The sequence below is a fragment of the Geomicrobium sediminis genome (assembly GCF_016908595.1).
Lineage (GTDB): Bacteria > Bacillota > Bacilli > Bacillales > Marinococcaceae > Geomicrobium_A > Geomicrobium_A sediminis.
In genome coordinates, this window is sequence record NZ_JAFBEC010000001.1 from 455,756 (window position 1) to 471,444 (window position 15,689).

Here is a 15,689-nt window from a genome sequence, read left to right on the forward strand (position 1 = left end):
TGTTTTTTTACTGTAGGGCATGACGAATCCCTCCGATAGTAAAGATAACTACATGTAGACAGGGGTTGCTTACGATGCGTTGGAGGTCTAAGAGCATTACGAGTACTTATATGAAGGTATTCACAGCAATCATGCTTTTCTTTGTTATTGCCGTCACCGTCGCAACTGGCTGGCAGACCGTAAATCATTTACAGTCCAGTGTACACGACAAATTGTCATCTGAACTTGAACTTGGCTTTGAAGTCATCGATTATCAATTCCGAGGACCTTGGTCACTTGATGGCGAACAACTAGTTAAAGGAAACCGCGCTGTTGGAGACGAGTTCGTTGAACACGTAACGTCTCTTACCGAAGGTGAAGCGTTTCTATTTACGCAAGATCAAACGGTTGCTTCCTCCACCCCAGCGTCTTTTACAGCTGACAATCGTGCGTTCAACACGCTTATGCAAGCAGAAGAAACTTACCTAGCTGACCACGACATGAATGGTGAGTCGTACCAATTGCTTTACTCCCCTCTTTATAATGCCAATTCTGAAATGATCGGAATGTGGGCAGTTGGCCAATCCACAGAACATATTCAACTTGCCACGATCCAAAACGTATTGCTATTCGTTGTCTCGTTCGTCTTTTTCACCATGATTGTTTTCATAATATTCTTATTTATTAACCGGGTAATTCAGCGTCGATTCCGCGCCGTCACATATGCATTAGAAGCAGCTGGTGAAGGAGACTTCACCAATGTTCTTGATGACTCTTCAGCAGACGAGCTTGGACAGCTTTCCAGACATTACAATACTATGAAGAAGAAGTTAGCCGAGTTATTTTCTCATATTCAAGAATCATCTGAGTCAGTGGCAGCATCGGCCGAAGAGCTGCATGCTAGTTCAGAAGAACTTAGTACAAGTGCGTCTCATACCGCCGAATCGATTTCTTCGATGGCAGAATACAGTGATGAGCAGAAGCAGCACGCAAATCACACGCTCATCAACGCTTCTCAGATGAATCAAACGATTAAAGAAACGTTACGTCGCCTGCAATCAATCGAGTCACTAACACAAAACGTTCAAACAGCCGCGGAAGAGGGTTCAACAACGATGATCAAAGCAACAAAACAAATGCACATCCTTCATGACCGTAACGAAACGACGGCTACGATGATCAATAATCTAAACAGTTATTCGGAAACGATCGAACAGATTGTATCGGTCATTTCAGAAATTGCCGAGCAAACCCACCTTCTTGCGTTAAATGCAACGATTGAAGCAGCTCGCGCTGGCCATCAAGGAAGAAGCTTTGCCGTTGTTGCTGAAGAAGTCAACAAGTTGGCCACAAATTCTGGGAAAGCAACAACTGAGATTCGAGAGACGATTTACAAAATCCAATCGGAAATGAACTTATCAAAACAAGCAGTACAGGCCGGAACTGTTGCGATTTCAGATAGTCAACAGCAAGTCGAACTAGCAAAAGAACAATTTCAATCGTTACTCGTTCATATCCAATCGCTTGCCACTGATGTAACGAAGATCGAAAACGAGCAACAAGAGAATGTCGCTCATGTGACTGCACTTGAACAAGTTGCACAGAAGTCTCTAACTGCCGCACAATCCATCGCTGACTATGCCACACAAGTTGCCGCTGTTGCAGAAGAACAACATGCAGCAACGGATGAAGTGTCCTCATCAAGTGATGTATTAACACATTCGGCACAAGCAATGCAAACGAGCTTAGCTCGCTTTCAGATGTAAAGCTAACTGAAACTGCTGTTGTAGTTTTTTAGAAGTTCCCTGCCATAAATTAATGACTTATAGACCAATTGTAGTCAAAATAAATGGTATTAATGTTATTTATTGAATTATTCGTGTACGGTTGTATATATAGTTTTTTAGTAAGTATATTATTGAATACTAAATATGAAAGGAGGTCATTAACGTGCGCCAAAAGAACCGGACAATGATTTTGATCACCGCTGTCAGTGTATTGCTTGCCAGCTTCTTGTTTCTAGTCGATGTTGCAGCATGGTCAGACCACCATCACCATCACGTTACGATCGAAAATCAGGAAAGCCCGTTAGTTCCTTTTTTGTATGCAATTGTAATCGCTCTCTTTGTTGCAACGTTGCTCGTTCGTGAACCAACCCGAAATGCTTGGCTACAAACATTGACATTAACATTTACGAGCATGTCAATGATCGCAAGCGGAAATGGCATGGTAGAATATCACTTCTCCGTGTTTGTCATGCTTGCCATCGTTGCGTTTTATGGTCAAACGCGGTTTCTACTCGCCTCTGTCTCTCTATTCGCTTTCCAACATGTTGCCGGTTTCTTTTTCTTCCCTTTAGCCGTTTACGGGGATTCTAATTACTCGTTTATCATGGTGCTCATGCATTTGTTCTTTGTCGTGCTACTCACAGCAGCACTCTACTTTCAAATCCAATCAAGCAAAAAGATGAACCAGACCATTGCAGAAGAGCGTGCAGCAAAACAATCGATTCTACACCAATTGCTTGAAGACATCGACCAAAGCTCAAATCAAGTGACTCAACTGTCCGATCAAGTTTTTTCACAAGCCATAACGGGCGAACAAGCACATGAGCACATTCATAAACTTCAAGGCGAACTCGTTCAACAAGTGGAACAGCACGTGCGCGCATCCGAAAACGACCAATCTGAATTACTGCGAATGCAAACTGAAATTGACGATGTCGTCGATGCATTTGTCGGGCTACGTTCTCGTACGAGTCATTCTGAGAAACGACCGAAAAAACGATACAAGATATTTCAAACGCTACGAAGAGAATGGAAGGGATTGACTCACAGCCTGAAGAGATCGTGAACAGAATCGAACAACTCCAGACGATTAGCCAACAAATTGCAAAAGACGTGGAAGATGTGGAAAAGACCGCGCGTCAATCACATATTCTAGCGATTAATACGGGAATTGAAGCGGCTCACACTCGTGCAGGGAAGCATTTCGCTGTGATTGCTGAAGAAATTCGAAAGCTCGCTGTCTCATCACAGCATACAGGATCTGTCATTGCTAAATCGGCTCAGTCCATTGAACATGTAGCCACTCGTACGTCGACATTGTTAAAAGAACAAGAACAAACGTTACAAGTAAAAACAGACGCTCTCGTCAACACAGAAACACACCTCGCAACCATGTTCGAAGAAACGAAGCGGTTAGAAGAACGGATTACCGATGGAGAACAGTCGATGAAAGGAATGCAAGTCAAATACGATGATGTAACGAAGATGCTTTCAAATCACGTCCATACATACGAAGAACTTCTAAAACGAATCGAAGCTATGATCACCGCTGCTACCGCTCAACACCAACAAAACTTAGAGAGCACCCAATCGATTCAGCAACTCGTTAATACCGTACAATCACTTAGAACGAACATTCAAACGTTGAACAATGGGATTGATTAAAGGTGGACGTGCCACCTTTAATCGTTAATTACTAATAACCTGTTGGCCAATTCGCTAGCTTTCGCTCACTGATTGAACCGTTATTAAGACAAGCATATTCAAGAGTCTGACAGAGAAACGCTCGTGTATCGCGAGGGTCGATAATATCATCGATCAAATGCTTTGATGCAGCTTTATAGGGTGAACTCTCAAATGTCCACGTATCAAGTAACTCTTGCCGTGCTGCTTTTGGATCTTCGGCGTCTTCAAGCTCTCGACCATACACAACATTTATACCGACTTCTGGACCTGTAAAGTTAATATCTGCAGTTGGCCAGGCGACAACAAAGTCCCCGCCCATATCCGGTCCACACATGTTGCTATATGCAGCTCCGATGCTTTTGCGGATCACAACACTCAGTTTTGGTACTGTTGAATGTACGAGTGCTTGATTCCAGAGAATAATCTTTGAAGGAATTCTCGAGCGTTCTGCCCCGCTTGATACACGAAAGCCAGGGATATCATGTAGGAAAATTAACGGAATATGAAATGAATCGCATTGCACGATAAAGTCTGTCGCTTTTTCACATTCTTGCGCTCCCGCTGCCCCCGCAAAAAACATCGGTTGGTTTGCGATTATCCCTACTGTTCGACCGTTCATTCTCGCAAAACCAGTGATAAGCGCTTTACCAAACTCCTCTTTGAGCTCAAAGAAATGATGATCATCAACAATTAATGCAATAAGTTTCTTCATATCATATGCCCGTTTCATACGCGTAGGGACAAGCTCTGTTGCTTCATGTAGCAATCGATCTGCATCGTCATTTGATGGTATTACCGCTGATTGTTCACCTGCATGACTTGGTACGAAGGACAAATACTCCTTGATTGCTCGGATGCAGTCACCTTCGTCTTCTGCAGCATGATCAATTTGCCCTGTTTCAGTTGCATGCATCTCCCAGCCACCGAGTTGTTCTGGTGTAATCTGTTCACCCGTAGCAATTTCAAGCATTCTTGGACCTGCCACAGCCATGCACGTTCCTTTTACTTGGCTTACGAAATCCGAGCTCACAGCAAACCACGTCGGACCACCGTAACTGTCACCAAAAATCCCTGTTATTAACGGTACTTTGCGGTCATGATGCAACAATTGATATGGCATCATAAAGCGACTAATGTTGTCAGAGCCCATCCCATCTGGCATTCGCAGTCCGCCACCTTCAGCGAGAGTAATCAAAGGAAATCCACGTTTGACGGCGTATTCATGGAGCTTCTTCGACTTGCGCATAAAGACGGCTCCTTCTGTCGCCGCAAAGACCGTCTTATCAAACGCTTTAATAACGACGGGTCTCCCGTCAATCTTGGCAACGCCACCGATCAGTCCGTCCGTTGGGCTTTTCGTAGCTGCACCTTGTTGATCCGATGTATTAAGTAGACCAAGTTCAAGGAATGAACCCGCATCGACGAGTTTGGCAATCCGTTCTCTTGCCGTATAAAATCCCTTTTTTTTATGAGCTGCGACCTTTTTCTCTCCACCCATTTGACGTGCGCGCTCTTTTCGCTCTTGCAACTCATGCAAGTAAGTTTCCATGCTCGATCTCCTCTTTCAGCTCAGGTTTTTTTACTTTGCCCGTGGCTGTCATTGGGACGCTTTTCATAATGACAATTCTCGGTCGTTTGTACGATGCCATGTTCTCTTTGCAATATGCTTCCAGTTCTTGAACGGTCGTTTCTTTTTCTAACACCACTGCGGCTACTGGTAGCTCTCCCTTTTGCTCATCTTCAATCCCAATAACACCACAAACTGCAACGCCTGCATGATTGGTGACGATCACTTCAATTTCAGCCGGGAACACACTCATCCCGTTCACTTTTAACATCTCTTTTTTCCGACCTAGAAAATAAAACTGACCTTTCTCATTAATTAAGCCGATGTCACCCGTCTTTAACCAGCCATCGACGAGATCTTGCGCAGTTTTCTCTTCATTGTTCCAATATCCTTTCATAAGCGATGGTGTTCGAATCGCGATTTCTCCTTCTGTACCAATCGGAAGCAATGCTCCCGTATCGAAGTCGAGAATTTTAATTTCAGTACCAGGCATCGGAAATCCGACGAATCCTGGGCGATCCAAATCAGCATCTTGTTCTTGTTGACCATCTGTAAACGAATCCATCGTATGCGTTTCTGTCATGCCGTACGAAGCTTCTTTTAAAACTGTACCTGTCAGTTCATACCAACGTTTGCGGTACTCTACATTGATTTTCTTTACGAAAGAAACGCCAAGTGTAGTCTTGAATGAGGATAAGTCGCGACCTTCTGCTTCGTTCATGACTGCGACGAGATTGTCTGTGATGGCTGATGTCGAAGTGATCCTGTATTTTTCCACAGCTTGAATAAACGTCTCCGTATCCCAACGAGTCATCAACACCTGTGTATGACCTGTGAATATCGGATTGATCACCCCGGCGTCTTCCCCAGCAATCCAGAAAATTGGCAAGTAGTTCAGCGTCACTTGATCGCCTTTATGACTTAAGCCAAAGGTCGTTGACGTGGCGGCTGTATACACCATATCCCCTTGTGTATGCATGCACCCTTTCGGCAAGCCTGTCGTTCCCCCTGTGTAATTCAATGCAGCGATGTCATCTAACGATCGATCCACATGTGGATAAGTGGAAGAACTTGAAGCGATGACTTGTTCGAAATCAATTTCAGTATGTTGCACTTTTTGAGTCATTCCGTCGGGTATTGGTAACGTCGGGTTTTCAGGGAGGTAGTCGGACAACGATGTCGCAATGATGGTGTGTAAGGTCGTACGATCTTTCACTTGATTAATGAGTGGAAGGAATTGATCTAACGTCACGATGACTTGAGCGTCACAGTCGGTCAGTTCGTAGTGCAGTTCTTTTTCTTTAAACATTGGATTTACCGGAACGTGAATCGCACCAATTTTTAAAATCGCATAAAATGCGATGATGAATTGCGGACAATTCGGCATATATACTGCAATCCGATCACCCTTCTTAATCCCAATTTCTGATAAATACGTGGCGAATCGACTACTCTTTTCGTTTAGCTCTGCGAATGTCAGTTCTCGACCGTAAAAAATCGTCGATGCTTTGTTCGGTGTTCTGTGTGCGTGTTCTTCAAGATAGTCGGTTAAGAACTTTTTGCCAAACGGATAGTACGCTTCCTTTGGCAAATGTTTTGGCCAATTTACTTCTCGACGTTTACGCAAATCATCTAGATAATGCTGTTCATCCATTCATACCACTCCTTTATGCTGATCGGTTTAAAAGGTGTTATTGCAAAATACATACCAGTTGTAAGCGCTTACTTCATTGGGTGCAGTGACTTTATAATTCATTTTTAAATTTTCGCTGTTCATTTTTGAATCAATCGGTGTGTACGATATTCAACGTGACTTTTGGTAAAATAATGTCAAATTCATTCAATTTCGTTCAACAAAAATTAGCATATCTTGTCAAGATATTGCCTTTTATCTTTCTATCTTTTTTTTCGCATAGCAATAAAGAATTGCAACTGTTATGCTTGCCATAATCGGGGTGAGATCGCTAGAAGGAGGGGGCTCATGGGCAAAACAACTGCGTCTCCAGATTTACTCATCGGTGCTATTGGGAATTGGTATAATGCCATCGTTTCTTATGATTCTAAGAAAGCCCAAATGCAGAAGGCGCTAACAGAACAGCTCTTACGATCAGCTGTAACAGACAAAAAGATTCAGACGTATCATCAACTCGTCGAATTTCGTCATAAAATTTTTACAAATGAAATTCTTAGAGATCCGCTTCCTGAGAATCAAGCACACGTTGATGAATCCATTGTGGAGACTGATCAAGTGCTTAATTACTTGTATCACTTGATGGAAGGTCGAATGGCGTTTCAGCGCGAGAACTATTTACAATCATTGGGTCATTATCAAAAAGCAGAGCGATCGATTCATTCAGTGAGTGAACTAGAAAGAGCTGAATTTTTCTTTTTACTCGGTGAAGGTTTCTACAGAATTAATCAATATATGCACGCTTCACTATATCTCGACTTAGCAAAAGAGATCTTCGAGCTTAGTTCACGACATGATGAACGGGTCATTGCTTGTACGAGCTTACAAGCTTCAATCTACTCGGAGCTTCGCTTATATCATCAAGCAGAAGAGTTTTTTCTTGATTGTTTAGAACAACCGAACCTTAAGCCGTTCAATCGTTCGATACACTTACGGGCGTACGGTTTGCATAAAGAGAGAAACGGGATGCTTCAGGATGCGAGAGATTATTATGATGAGGCGCTTCATACAGGAGATCAGTACGACACACTTATTGGTTCTAAAACGAAAACAAACTTGGCGAACGTTTTATTGCGCCTAGGTGATTGCTCAGGCGTTGCACTACTAGAAGAGGCCGAAGAAGATATGAAAACCTTTAACCTTGTTGAGTTTACTGCAAGAAACCGGATCACACGAGGGCTTTACGTTTCTTCGATTGACCTTTTACTCGTTGATCAGGGGCTTGACGAATTAGTAAATCAAGAACTGTATTTCGAAGCGACAGAAGCTTATGAAGAGGTTGCAGCAGCATTAGAGACGGATCAGCAATTTGAACTTGCACTATCGTATATGCGAATGGCAAACGAACTACGACTCAAGCAGTTTTCCATCGGCATCAACAATTAATTCTACATTTCGTTAACCGTCCTTTCGGTCGGTTATTTTTTTCGCATACTTTCTGTCAGTTGTGACAGGCTATACGTATCTTAACCGAAATAGGAGGTTTACGTACTTGAAGAAATTTTTATTATCTGGTCTTATTGCTACGCTCGTACTGACAGGTTGCGGAAACGGGAATGACGAACCGAATGAGAACATGGACATGGAAGATAATCATGCTAACGACGTCGAGGAAGATGCTCATGATGACTTAGATCTTGGCGATGACATGGAGGATGATACTGACGCGCACAATGACGGCGATGATGGCAATGCCATGGATGAGGACGGATCGGCGTATGATCGTGGGGTTGTCGACTTTGAACTTGATATTGAGTTCATAGAAGGCGATGACTGGGAATACGACTACGAAGATGAAGACGGTGAAGTTACAGCGTCGATCGAACGTGATAACGAAACCATCCAAGATGATGAAGCAATCACAGAGATTGAACAACTGCTACAAGACATTGAGCTTCACGGTGATGCCGATGAAGAAGAGATGGTAACCGAGGTGCTACAAGCGCTCGACCTAAGTGAAGACGACGTATACAAAGTCGAACTCTCTATCGAATTCGAGAACGGCAACATGTACAACGTGGATCACACGATGTAAAAGCTTAAGGGGTCAGTCTCCCGGCGCGTTAACGCGCCGGGGGACTGACCCCTTGTTATTATTGCGTGATTACAAATTCTTGAGTGCCATTGAGTTGCACACCTTCTGATGTCGTGCGGTTCGTATATGGATTCACATCCGTCTCCAAAACGTCCGTCTCTCCGTTAACACGCTCAGCAATTGACAATCCCCATTGATCACCGATTGCTTCTTCGTCTTTGTACCAGTTGGTCACGTCGTTCGTACTAATGTAGTATAAAGTAAGTTGTCCACTCACATCCGCTTCACCCGAGTCAAACGTATACGTTCGCTGGACCCCATCCACAACATCACCTTCTGTTAATTCATCTACCCTTAAAGTAATTTCACCAGCTTGGTCAACCGTCGACGGTGTAAAGACGGCAGACACATCGCCTCGTGAATTCGTAAAGTATACGTCTTCTCCAACGTTACTCTCATCAATCATGTGTGAGACTTGATCTCGTTCTTGCTCTTCAAGATTCCCAATCCGCATATTGATTGTCTGATAACGAAGTGGAATATACTCCCTTACGACATCCACTTGAGCATCGAAATCGCTAAGCTCTGAGAAGTGGTTTTGAGGATGAATGTTAAATGCCCCTTCTGTGTCCGAACTAATGGATACAAATGGCTGTATGCGTTCATAATAGCGATCAATTCTTGAATTTAACTCGTCCTCATTGAACGTCTCCATTAATTGCTCTAAGTTCTGATCAATATGCGCTTTAATTTCCGGTGTTTCGAGCATCTTCTCGAAAAGAACGTTATCCCAACCTGAAGTCAACCCGTAATCATAACGCATAAAATCGTTCATCGTTCCATAGTCTGTACGACTGTGAGAGCCGAATGTTAAGTCTTTGTCCCACGGGATGAATTCCCATTTTGCTTCAGGATCTTCATGATCGAGATACCACCAATAATCATCACCAAAGGCATCAATGTCACCTACAAGAAAATGCACTGCCAAGAAATTAATGACTCGTTCTGCGTCCATTTCTTCATAGAATTTCTGCGCGAATTCTTCGCCAGCAGGTGTTTCATACACCCACGTTATTAGCTCTGTTAATGCTTCCCATTCTGGGTCCCCACGATAGTCGAAAACCTCTTCAAAAAATACTTCCTGATCTTCAACAGTGCTTAAATCATAGGAAAAGGTAGAGTTTATATCGATGTCATCTACATCTCGTATACGATCTCGTACGAGAGTTCCATCGCCATTACGGCCATTTGCTTGTAACAAATCAGAGTCGATACGTTCTACATGTGCATATAACCCTTCATATGAATCATTCATAAAGAGATTGAAAAACTCTGTTCTTGGTGCCATAACATCAGCGTCCCTAAACATTTGAAATGATAATTGATCCCGCATCATTGAAGAATCACTATAATTGGCATTCAAGTTCATTCGATTACTTCCAAATGTAATGGCTTGTGGATCTTCGAAACGAACATTAAATGATTTTTTGTCCATGCGTCTCGTTGAATTTCCCCGAAAACGAAGACCTCCATCAAGATGCTTTATCTCTGCTTCAGGAGAGTTCAAACGAATATGTCCGGTGAGACGATCATCAGAGTCAACATCTCGTTCATAGAGCTCTTCTAGATCCTCGTCTCTCATATATAAATAAAGTGAGTCGATATCCGATTCATGGGCAAGTTGTTCTATTTCAGTTCTCGGTGTAAATGATGCTTCATTTTCAACTTCACCTTCATCTCCATCTACAACCTCTCCATCCCCTTCATAAACTTCCTCTGCTTCTAAATTCTCTCCATTACATGCTACCAACAGTAGTGGCAATGTGAGAGCTACGGAAACACCGTGAATTTTCTTCATGAGTTAATTTCCCCTTTAGTTATACTCATTGATGAGAACAGTAATCGCACGCTGTAACATAGTGAGAGACTGCCCCAAATAAAAAGGAATTGCTAAAATCGTATTATATTATGTATTGTCAGAAAAATAGATCTTTCAAGATTGCTACAATTATCTACGCTACGATTGACTATTACAACCGCAAAAGAATTCTACCCGTTTGAATTTCATGCAAATTAACGTTGGAATAGTTATAAATTCACTATAAGTCATGTAAGCAAACATTGGAATCAACAGATAAAACGCAATCTGAGCACTATCAAGACCTCATGTGAGGACAGCCCCAATAATTAATATTGATCACCACTATGAATTCCCCTGTATTTTTTACTCACCTGATCATTTGTGAAATTCGCTTCATCTATAACTTTACCTGTATCCGAATCTATGAGCTCAAGTTGTTCCCCGCTCTCGATACTATGAATCTCTATATTAGTTGTAGTATTGATAAGCTCAAAGCTGCCTTCTTTCTCTACATATTCATGGGTCATTAAATGGATAAATACTTTTCCATCACGCACAATATCCATTTGATAACTATGATAGACGTGCTCTACCCCGTCCTCTTCCATGACTTCGATTTGTCCTATCTCATCAGCGAGAAAGCGCTCATCATCATCAAATTCAGCAAATCGATCTGACTGATCATCCTTGAACTGTTTATAATACTGTCTATGAGAAAGAATTTCTTCAGCCACCACATCAACCTTTTCTTCCATTACAGAGTCAATTACAACATTATCATTAACCTCTTCTTCATTTAAATCTGAATTTTTTTCTTTTTCAACACTTGCTTCTATATCTTCTAATGTAAGAATCTCATCATTTTCATCAGGTGCGCAGGCAGCTATAGAAACAGATATGGTAGATAGAGCAACAAATATAAACCATTTCAACATTCGCTCTACCTCCTTCCTGTCACACAGACGTCATGATGATGTAATATGTTACACCTTCTTTGATCCTATCATAAGTTTGTATGAAGAAAAAGTCGCTCAAAGTGAGCGACTCAGAGTGTCGAAAAAGTGCTGTTTTATATAAATGAAGTAGAAAGTTAATGAACTTGTAGATTTCAAAGTATTGAAGTTATACATTTTACTTTTGCTTTTGTAAACTCAATATGCCGTATAAAAGCGGCTGTCGTGGCGAAGACGCCTGCGGCGGCCTGCAAAGCAGGTTGGTTCAACAGTCATTGCTATAAGCAATGACTGTTGAACTTCCTTTATTCGTTAGCCGAAGATCATCGTGCGAAGCACTACGCTCGGGCAACGCCCGCGGCAAGCGTAGCCACAGAATCCGCTTACTCATTTACGAGTACACTTTTGGTATGTTTAAGTTTCTCAACAGCCTGAGCGCTCACTTTGAGCGACTTTTTCTGAACACTAGTAAATTACATTTCATAATATCCAGTATGAAATGCTTCAATTAATCATATCCCTTGCTTTTTGACACTTCACCGCGATGTAGACTATCTCTCTAGAAGAGTGGAATAATGTATACTGTAGAGAGAATATCGAAAAGGAGTACGCTACGATACTTATGAACTTATTTCAACATTCCTTATCTAAAAATCGTTGGGGAATTGTCCTCATGCTCTTTGCCTCACTTTGTACCGCAATTGGGCAATTGCTTTGGAAGCTCTCTAACGCTGACTTAAATGGTTATTTAGTCATTGGTTTTCTTTTTTATGGGGCTGGGGCTATTCTTATGATTGTAGCCTTTCGTTATGGTTCACTCTCTGTGTTGCATCCTTTGCTTAGTATTGGATATGTAATCGCAGTATTACTTGGTGTCTTTATTTTACAAGAGGAAATTACGTCATTAAATATCGTTGGGACACTCCTCATTATGGTCGGGGCAACGTTAATCGGGGGTGGCGATCATTAGTCAGCTCATACTACTCATCTTGTTGTTTACACTACTTGGGTCCGTTGGTGCATACTATTTCAAACGAGCGACCAGTGAAGGCATTGGTCTTCATCGAACATTTATCCAAAACTTGTTGGTTGGTGGAGCCGCCTACGGCTCTGGGGCATTACTAAACATTTATGTACTGCAATTTCTTCCATATACCATAGTCTTTCCACTTACATCAATTACTTATTTATGGACCTTTGCGCTTGCTTCTATATTCTTAAAAGAATCAATTACATTTCGCAAACTAATTGGAGCTACATTAATCATTATTGGTTCTGCTTTCTTAATTATGTAAATTTATCATTCAATATGTTTATTTGTCTTAGATTTGATATACTATTTATGGAAATTATAGACTAGTACGTTTGGAGGGAATTTTGTGCAAATCGCATTACTAATTCCTTGTTATAATGAAGAACAAACCATTGGTGCTGTGATCGACGAGTTCAGAGCCGAACTCCCGGACGCAGCCATTTATGTTTACGATAACAATTCGAGTGATAAAACATCAGAAATTGCGCGTGCCCACGGTGCGATCGTTCGTCAAGAAAACCAGCAAGGAAAAGGTAACGTCGTAAGGTCCATGTTCCGTGACATTGACGCCGATTGTTACGTTATGGTTGATGGCGACTTAACCTACCCTGCGTCATTCGTCCATGAACTCATTCAACCAATTAAAGATCAGACTGCGAACATGGTCATAGGTGATCGTCTAACGAACGGTTCCTATTCTGATGAGAATAAGCGAGCATTTCATGACTTAGGTAACAATATGGTTAAAAAATTAATTAATTTTCTGTTTAAAAGTGACATTAAGGATATCTTCACAGGATACCGTGCGTTTGATCGTTTGTTCGTCAAAACAATGCCTGTCATGAGTTCAGGCTTTGAAATTGAAACGGAAATGTCAATTCACGCTTTAGACAAAAGACTTCCTATTAAAGAGGTTGCCATCGATTACAAAGATCGGCCAGACGGCAGTGAGTCCAAGCTCAATACATATAGCGACGGATTAAAAGTCTTGCGCAAAATCTTCGTTCTGTTTAAAGAGTACAAACCTTTGTCCTTTTTTACAGCATGGAGTGTTTTGTTCATGCTTTTAGGCTTAATTGCTGGTGTTCCAGTCATTGTAGAGTACATTCAAACCGCTTTCGTAACAAAAGTACCATCTGCAATACTCGCAGTAGGACTTGTTGTATTGAGTACATTGTCTTTCGTTTGCGGTTTAATTTTAGACACAGTCGCATCATCGCAAAAGAAACAATTTGAGATTGAGTTGAATCGATTCGCTATAGAAAAGAGACGAGAAGAACAATGAATGTTTTACGACTCTTAACTGTGATTGTTAGTTCAACCATTGCGGGGCTCGTTTCAGCACGAGCCGTACTTACTTTATTTGAGCCCGTTTATGAAACGTGGGAGATCGCTCCGTGGCGAGTCGTTATCTTCTCACTTGTCTTTATTGCAAGTTTCGCTTTGTTTTTTTATCAGATGGTTTATGAAAGACCGTCCTTCCTTAGCTTTTTAAAAAGGCCGATTCACCTAGTCGTTATAGCAATCCTTACTTATTTATTTTACTTTAGTACGGTTGGTGAAATGGTTCATTTAGAAGAAGAAGGTAGTATTGGGCCAGTGCCAATCATTATCATCGCTGTACTCACATACGTGCTACTCATTTGGGCCGTCATGTATCGTATGATCGCAACGGATTGGCACATGTATTGGAAAAAAAATCAGCCTTCTCCGTGGACGATTGTTTACTTTGGATTACCGATCGTTCTGATTGGTTTTATTTATTGGATTGGGTTCTTTCCAGGACCGATGACACCTGACTCTTTCCATCATTGGCGACAGTCGCTTGATTATGATTTCAGTAACTGGCATCCGATGATTTATACAGTATTGACAATTGTACTCACATCGTTTTGGGATAATCCTGCCGTCGTCACGTTGTTCCAAGTGCTGTTTATTGGAGCGGTTTGGGGTTATACGATGTTTTCATTGCGACGCATCGGACTGCCTCACATTGCCTTAATCGTTGCGACCACTATCGTCACGATCATTCCGATTACTGGCATTTATGCGGTGACGTTCTGGAAAGACGTTCTGTATAGTGTATTGTTATTGTTATTCACTGTGTACTTTATGAACATCGTTATTTCAAAGGGAACGTGGCTCGCTGTCTGGCGAAACGTAATTCTACTTACAGTAACAATGCTCGCGCTTGCTTTTTTCCGTAATAACGGCCTACCGATTGTGCTCGTCTCACTCATTGCACTCGGTTTGATGCACTTAAAATACTGGCGCGCCATTGTTGTACCGATTGTGGTCACCTTCGTTACTTACATCGTCGTGACAGGGCCGATCTTCTCGGCACTAGATGTAAACGCTGCCCAATCTATCGAGTCTTTAAGCATTCCACATCAACAAATTGGATACATCCTAAATGATGAAGATGGGACCCTAACAGAGCAACAAGCTGCAAAACTTGATTACTTCATGCCAGTCGACGCATGGAAGGAAGCATATCATCCATTTTTATCTGACCATATTAAGTTCCATCCAGAGCTTGATCGTGACCGACTTGCTGATGATATTCCTGGATACATTGGTACGTGGGCGGGGATTGTAGGCAATAACTTCGGCCTAGCCGTTGAAGGCTACTTGTACCAAACGTCAATCGTTTGGCAAATTCATGAACCCAATCGCGCATATACCGCATCTTATGCAAGTCAAGTAATGGATAACCCACACGGGCTCGAGATGTCACCTCTCAGCGAACCTGTTCATCAAGGGTTACTAAGTTATTTAACATTTACTGATGAGCAACTGCTAGAACTCATCTGGCGCCCTGCACTATTTATCTTGTTGATTCTATTAGCAACGAGCGCAGGAACGTTAAAGAATGGCTTACGCTTCTTGATCATCTCCACCCCTGTAATCTTAAATTGGGGAACGATGCTTGCAGCGATACCAGCACAAGATTTTAGGTATATGTTACCAAATTTCTTTATTCTGTTCGTGATTGTGTTGCTCGCATTCGGAAAGTTCAAGCTAGAGATTAAACAAGAAGACCTTCATTAACTGAGGGGGCAGTTCCCCAGTGCGTTATAGCGCTGGGAGACTGTCCC

Annotated in this window: 14 protein-coding genes; 9 read left to right on the forward strand and 5 right to left on the reverse strand. The window is 42.0% G+C overall.

The genetic code is table 11. The annotated features are described in order from the left end of the window. Nucleotides 1-74: 74 nt before the first annotated feature. From JOD17_RS02310 to JOD17_RS02320, 3 genes are all read left to right on the forward strand, one after another. Nucleotides 75-1,745 (forward strand): methyl-accepting chemotaxis protein, encoded by a 1,671-nt coding sequence (locus tag JOD17_RS02310; protein WP_204695525.1) that lies wholly within the window; start codon nt 75-77, stop codon nt 1,743-1,745. Nucleotides 1,746-1,929: 184 nt separating this feature from the next. Next, a complete protein-coding gene (locus JOD17_RS02315) occupies nt 1,930-2,832 on the forward strand; it encodes a hypothetical protein (protein WP_204695526.1) in 903 nt (300 codons plus the stop codon). Continuing rightward, nucleotides 2,796-3,431 carry a methyl-accepting chemotaxis protein gene (locus JOD17_RS02320; protein WP_204695527.1) on the forward strand — a complete coding sequence of 212 codons (636 nt, stop codon included), beginning with the start codon at nt 2,796-2,798 and terminating at the stop codon, nt 3,429-3,431. Before JOD17_RS02315 ends, JOD17_RS02320 begins: the two co-directional genes overlap by 37 nt. A 31-nt stretch (nt 3,432-3,462) precedes the next feature. Here the strand turns inward: JOD17_RS02320 and JOD17_RS02325 are convergent, their stop codons facing one another. Further along, nucleotides 3,463-5,001: an acyl-CoA carboxylase subunit beta gene (locus tag JOD17_RS02325; protein ID WP_204695528.1), complete on the reverse strand. Its 1,539-nt coding sequence runs from the start codon at nt 4,999-5,001 to the stop codon at nt 3,463-3,465. Then, the gene (locus JOD17_RS02330; RefSeq protein ID WP_204695529.1) at nt 4,982-6,673 is read right to left on the reverse strand and encodes an AMP-binding protein; all 1,692 of its coding nucleotides are present in this window, start codon (nt 6,671-6,673) and stop codon (nt 4,982-4,984) included. Before JOD17_RS02330 ends, JOD17_RS02325 begins: the two co-directional genes overlap by 20 nt. A 327-nt stretch (nt 6,674-7,000) precedes the next feature. Between JOD17_RS02330 and JOD17_RS02335 the strand changes: the two genes are divergently transcribed. Then, entirely contained in the window at nt 7,001-8,095 is a 1,095-nt protein-coding gene (locus JOD17_RS02335; RefSeq protein WP_204695530.1) for a response regulator aspartate phosphatase, read from the forward strand. Nucleotides 8,096-8,201: 106 nt separating this feature from the next. Continuing rightward, nucleotides 8,202-8,744: a YusW family protein gene (locus tag JOD17_RS02340; protein WP_204695531.1), complete on the forward strand. Its 543-nt coding sequence runs from the start codon at nt 8,202-8,204 to the stop codon at nt 8,742-8,744. 58 nt (nt 8,745-8,802) lie between these two features. Here the strand turns inward: JOD17_RS02340 and JOD17_RS02345 are convergent, their stop codons facing one another. The 3 genes from JOD17_RS02345 to JOD17_RS21480 all read right to left on the reverse strand — a co-directional run bounded on the left by JOD17_RS02345 (nt 8,803) and on the right by JOD17_RS21480 (nt 11,949). Next, nucleotides 8,803-10,602, reverse strand: coding sequence for a CotH kinase family protein (locus tag JOD17_RS02345; protein WP_204695532.1), 1,800 nt, complete (start codon nt 10,600-10,602; stop codon nt 8,803-8,805). A 329-nt stretch (nt 10,603-10,931) separates the two neighbouring features. Beyond that, on the reverse strand, nt 10,932-11,540 hold the full coding sequence (locus JOD17_RS02350) for a hypothetical protein (protein ID WP_204695533.1): 609 nt from the start codon (nt 11,538-11,540) through the stop codon (nt 10,932-10,934). A 283-nt stretch (nt 11,541-11,823) separates the two neighbouring features. Further along, nucleotides 11,824-11,949, reverse strand: coding sequence for a hypothetical protein (locus JOD17_RS21480; protein WP_275581619.1), 126 nt, complete (start codon nt 11,947-11,949; stop codon nt 11,824-11,826). 231 nt (nt 11,950-12,180) lie between these two features. Between JOD17_RS21480 and JOD17_RS02355 the strand changes: the two genes are divergently transcribed. The 4 genes from JOD17_RS02355 to JOD17_RS02370 all read left to right on the forward strand — a co-directional run bounded on the left by JOD17_RS02355 (nt 12,181) and on the right by JOD17_RS02370 (nt 15,642). Then, complete coding sequence (locus JOD17_RS02355; protein ID WP_204695534.1) at nt 12,181-12,528, forward strand: EamA family transporter; 348 nt, start codon at nt 12,181-12,183, stop codon at nt 12,526-12,528. Then, nucleotides 12,515-12,853: an EamA family transporter gene (locus JOD17_RS02360; protein WP_338028741.1), complete on the forward strand. Its 339-nt coding sequence runs from the start codon at nt 12,515-12,517 to the stop codon at nt 12,851-12,853. The genes JOD17_RS02355 and JOD17_RS02360 overlap by 14 nt, the downstream gene beginning before the upstream one ends. A gap of 84 nt (nt 12,854-12,937) precedes the next feature. Continuing rightward, the gene (locus JOD17_RS02365) at nt 12,938-13,876 is read left to right on the forward strand and encodes a glycosyltransferase (protein ID WP_204695535.1); all 939 of its coding nucleotides are present in this window, start codon (nt 12,938-12,940) and stop codon (nt 13,874-13,876) included. Next, complete coding sequence (locus JOD17_RS02370) at nt 13,873-15,642, forward strand: DUF6020 family protein (RefSeq protein WP_204695536.1); 1,770 nt, start codon at nt 13,873-13,875, stop codon at nt 15,640-15,642. Before JOD17_RS02365 ends, JOD17_RS02370 begins: the two co-directional genes overlap by 4 nt. The last annotated feature ends 47 nt before the right edge of the window (nt 15,643-15,689 follow it).